This window comes from Massilia sp. BGA-UO-ETr-WB1, from assembly GCF_059567845.1.
Genome location: NZ_JCAQOT010000009.1, coordinates 1 through 3,708, shown reverse-complemented (window position 1 = coordinate 3,708; position 3,708 = coordinate 1). Strand labels below are relative to the sequence as shown.

The 3,708-nt window shown below is 53.2% G+C and carries 6 protein-coding genes and 1 rRNA gene; 4 read left to right on the top strand and 3 right to left on the bottom strand.

What is annotated here, in order from left to right; translation table 11 throughout:
• Positions 1–86 precede the first annotated feature (86 nt).
• On the bottom strand, positions 87–230 hold the full coding sequence (locus AC56DV_RS01285; protein ID WP_496312504.1) for a hypothetical protein: 144 nt from the start codon (positions 228–230) through the stop codon (positions 87–89).
• Between the two features lie 303 nt (positions 231–533).
• Between AC56DV_RS01285 and AC56DV_RS01280 the strand changes: the two genes are divergently transcribed.
• Positions 534–722, top strand: coding sequence for a hypothetical protein (locus AC56DV_RS01280; protein ID WP_155980245.1), 189 nt, complete (start codon positions 534–536; stop codon positions 720–722).
• Between the two features lie 163 nt (positions 723–885).
• Here AC56DV_RS01280 and AC56DV_RS01275 read toward each other — a convergent pair whose 3' ends face one another.
• Positions 886–1,689, bottom strand: a complete 804-nt coding sequence (locus tag AC56DV_RS01275) for a hypothetical protein (RefSeq protein WP_496312503.1) — start codon at positions 1,687–1,689, stop codon at positions 886–888.
• Positions 1,690–2,191: 502 nt separating this feature from the next.
• On the opposite strand from AC56DV_RS01275, the gene AC56DV_RS01270 reads away from it, so the two are divergent.
• The 3 genes from AC56DV_RS01270 to AC56DV_RS01260 all read left to right on the top strand — a co-directional run bounded on the left by AC56DV_RS01270 (position 2,192) and on the right by AC56DV_RS01260 (position 3,556).
• Complete coding sequence (locus AC56DV_RS01270) at positions 2,192–2,551, top strand: magnesium chelatase subunit ChlI family protein (protein ID WP_496312502.1); 360 nt, start codon at positions 2,192–2,194, stop codon at positions 2,549–2,551.
• A gap of 41 nt (positions 2,552–2,592) precedes the next feature.
• On the top strand, positions 2,593–3,147 hold the full coding sequence (locus AC56DV_RS01265) for a hypothetical protein (protein ID WP_496312501.1): 555 nt from the start codon (positions 2,593–2,595) through the stop codon (positions 3,145–3,147).
• Positions 3,148–3,208: 61 nt separating this feature from the next.
• Positions 3,209–3,556, top strand: a complete 348-nt coding sequence (locus tag AC56DV_RS01260; protein ID WP_496312500.1) for a DUF1840 domain-containing protein — start codon at positions 3,209–3,211, stop codon at positions 3,554–3,556.
• A gap of 50 nt (positions 3,557–3,606) precedes the next feature.
• Here AC56DV_RS01260 and rrf read toward each other — a convergent pair.
• A 5S ribosomal RNA gene (gene rrf / locus AC56DV_RS01255) occupies positions 3,607–3,708 on the bottom strand; the annotation flags it as partial.

The following is a 3,708-nucleotide window of genomic DNA, read 5'->3' as shown; positions in this document are numbered from 1 at the left end:
GTCCGACCTTGGCCTTGAACTCTGCCGTATGTACCCTGCGTTTTTTGCCTTCTGCCATTTGCTCTCATCCTATCGAGGACAACAGCTTAAACCAACGTCTCAAACTCGGGGTCCACTATAATCACCCCGGCCAGCGCGCTTTCCAGCTCCGGAGGGCGATCATAATTGGTACTACTAACATGCTCGGATTCGTTGCCGCCGAGCTCGTCATCGGTATTGTTCTGGTCCATTTGCGTTCCTTGGGTTGGCGCGTTGGTGCTTCTTCTGAGCTAATCGAGACTTCTCGCCAGAACCGGAAAACTTTTTTCGAAAGTTCATGGTGGAACAGACGATCTGGGGCGGGACAATCCATATTGCAAGCCCAAGGGGAACTTTTCTTTCTTTTTTGACATTTCGGAATGCCAAATTTAACACATACTCTGCCTAATGCAATGTGGAAACTTTTCGTCAGCGTTCTTACGCACCTTTGCGCCACCACAAAGGTACCAGCAGCCAGGCGGTCAAGGATAGACACACGGATGAGGAGAGCCTAAATGAACCGCGATGCAACCCGCCAGAAGGAGATGGCCATCGCCATCGATCAAGCACTGCAGAGCTACGAGCAGCATGGTCGAACAGCAACAGCCAAATTGCTGCTTCGACAAGGCGTTCCCCTGGGCGTGATCGCCAGGGTACTAGACCCTCAATCTCGGCACAGGAGCAAAGTCCGACAAGATAATTGATCACCGCTCTGGCTGAGCAGGAGATGCCTATAGCCGTCCATAAAGCGAGAAGTCCGCAGTGAAGCATGGGTGCGCCCTATCGAACGCACTCCACTGTCTATGCAAAAATAGAGAACAAGGCAATTTTGCGGAAGAAAAGTGATACCAGCACGGCTGGCCAATCTTAGTTCACTTCCACTTTAATCATGTATTTTATCCAATCATCGTACTTTGTAATATATAGATGATGTCGATCAACTTGCCCCTTAGTTCCTGAAATATTTCTGCTTATCACATATAGTCCTCCTTCAAAACTATCACAATAGCCCTCAACTATGTTTAGGCCATAAATTCCCGGAGTGACATCGCCGCTTATCGCTAGCTTGGCATTTTTTGTCCAAATTAATTTGTACTGTATCCATTCAACAATGTTGCGAGCGTCCTTATATTGTTCTTCTCGCTTTTTTTGCTCAATTTCAAATTTACCGTACTGGTGAAAATTTTTAAAAGCTTTATCTAGCACTTCTCGGATGGCCTCTTCTACTTGTTCGATCGAAATCGGATTCGTAGACTCTTCACGTCCATTCGTCCGCACATGACCGCGCCAAAATCCATTATCAAACCGACCGCCAAGAACAGCCATCCCATCCGAGCGTCGAGCTACAACGGCACGGTACTCAGGATCGGACTGTATGATCCGGTAGGGCAAGTCCGGGAGTTCGAACGGAATAGGCGCTCCCATCCACTCCCCATCTGAAGGTGTTTTCAAAGTGACCGTCACTCGCCATACACCGTAGTCATAATCTTCTGGTTTGTAAATATGCACCTTGTAAGGATTATTTTCAGAACCATGATTATCTGCCACAAACATCTCGATCATAAATCTTAATTGCTCACTTGGAACAAGATTCAGGGAATTACAAATGGTCTCGAAGTCATTTTTTGTGCTTTCTTGAATTCGAGTACGGATATACGTATCTTTGCTCATGATTTATGGCCTTCATCGCGTTTAAGTGCTAAAACGGTAAGCATGAGCCAGAAAGCTATCTGACGTTCTGCTAACCACAAATGATCATTCGCCTTAGGTAAATTCCCTAGAGCTTCTAATCAACAAAGCCACTATACCACAAATCGCGCATTTTGTAGTACTGTGATTTACGGTGTCACAACGTTTTCGCCTTCGCCGCGAAGGTTGGTCTCGAGATGGGGTAAGGGCTTAACGAAGACAACTGAAAGAGTCATTGACCTGCGCGAACAGTTGATCGAAGCGCCTGCCAGCGCCACGCTGGCCAATACTAGAGCTACCGGTACATCAAGGGGTTAGGAATTGGCTTGAACAAATCCTAGAATTTCGCTCTAACTTGAACGAATTCAGAAAAATCTCCGTTATGCGGAAGTCACATAAGTGCCTGATTTTCTTAGAATTAGAAGACTACCTAATTCCGGCGATGTGCAACCAGGGCCGTATTTCCGGTCCCCTGCTGGACCGGATGGATTTGCTGATCTCGGTAAACCCGCTCTCGCCAGAGGAGCTGGAAGCGCCGGCGGACGGCGAAAGCTCGTCCGCCATTGCTGCGCGCGTGCAGCAGGCCTGGGCCATCCAGCAGGCACGCCAGGGCAAGAGCAACCAGCTGATGGGCACGCGCGAGATCGAACGGCATTGCAAGCTGGACCGCGCAGGCAAAGCCGTGCTGCGCGCGAGCATGCTCAAATTCCACTGGTCGGCGCGTGCCTACCACAGGATTTTGCGGGTGGCGCGGACCGTGGCCGACCTCGAGCGGTCGGCTGCCATCGCCGAGCAGCACGTGAGCCAGGCCATCCAGTTCCGCCGTGCACTGCTCGATTTGTAGCAGCGATAGCGCCGATGCTTGCCGCCTGCTACCATCACATCATGCATACTAAAATTACCACGTTATTGCGCACCGCAGTGGCTGCTGCCCTTGCCGCCGCCGCAGTCAGCGGCTGCAGCCCCAAATTCGACTGGCGCGACTTCCGCAGCACGGAAGCGCCCTATGCCGTGCTGTTCCCGGCCAAGCCGGCCACGCACACGCGCAGCATCAGCCTGGGCGGCGAAACCGTGAAAATGCAGATGGCGGCCGCCGAAGTCGACGGCGTGACCTTTGCCGTGGGGGCCGCCGAAATGGCCGATGCCGCCCGCGCCCAAGCCGCCATCGCGGCGATGAAAACCACCATGGTGGCCAACATCGGCGGCACCATCACGTCGGAAAAGCAGGCCAGCGCGGCCGCCTCCAGCGGCGGCGTGAGCCAGCAGCAGCAATCCATCGAGGTGGAAGCCAGGGGCGCGCGCAACGGCGAAGCGCTGCGCCTGGTGGGGCGCTTTATCGCCAGGGACAAACGGGTCTATCAGCTGGTCGTGATAGGCAAGGACAAGCACATGCTGGACGACGAGATCGATACGTTCATGCGTTCATTCAAGCTGAACTGATGTGCAAGGATGGAAGTCGTGTTATCGTTTGAACACGCACAACAAGAGTGGGGGAAGCGCCATGTTGATCACGTTTAAATCCAAATCCTCTCCAGCGGTGATGATGTACAAAGAACATGCCGAGCGCATTCTTGAGCTGCTGAACAAGAGCCCCACGCGAGGCGTGATCACGGCAGCCGAGGCGGCCGGCGCCCTGGCGGCGCTGGAGCATGAAGTGGAGCTCAGCAAGCTGCACCCGGACCAGGACATCGAGCACCACGAGGACACGACCCACTCCACCGCCGCGCTCGAGGACGACGCCGCCCTGAAGGAAAAGCAGCACATCGGCTTCGCGGCCCGCGTCTACCCCCTGCTGGAAATGCTGCGCGCCGCCGTAACCGACGGCCATGACATCGTTTGGGGCGTCTGAAAAGCAAAAAACCCCGCCAGGATCACCTAGAGGGGTTTTTCATATAACTAGCCTGACGATAACCTACTTTCACACTGGTTGCAGCACTATCATCGGCGCAAAATCGTTTCACGGTCCTGTTCGGGATGGGAAGGGGTGGGACCGATTTGCTA

Coding starts and splice junctions, on each gene's coding strand:
- AC56DV_RS01285 (WP_496312504.1), bottom strand. CDS start 230: ATGGACCAGAACAATACCGATGACGAGCTCGGCGGCAACGAATCCGAG.
- AC56DV_RS01280 (WP_155980245.1), top strand. CDS start 534: ATGAACCGCGATGCAACCCGCCAGAAGGAGATGGCCATCGCCATCGAT.
- AC56DV_RS01275 (WP_496312503.1), bottom strand. CDS start 1,689: ATGAGCAAAGATACGTATATCCGTACTCGAATTCAAGAAAGCACAAAA.
- AC56DV_RS01270 (WP_496312502.1), top strand. CDS start 2,192: ATGGATTTGCTGATCTCGGTAAACCCGCTCTCGCCAGAGGAGCTGGAA.
- AC56DV_RS01265 (WP_496312501.1), top strand. CDS start 2,593: ATGCATACTAAAATTACCACGTTATTGCGCACCGCAGTGGCTGCTGCC.
- AC56DV_RS01260 (WP_496312500.1), top strand. CDS start 3,209: ATGTTGATCACGTTTAAATCCAAATCCTCTCCAGCGGTGATGATGTAC.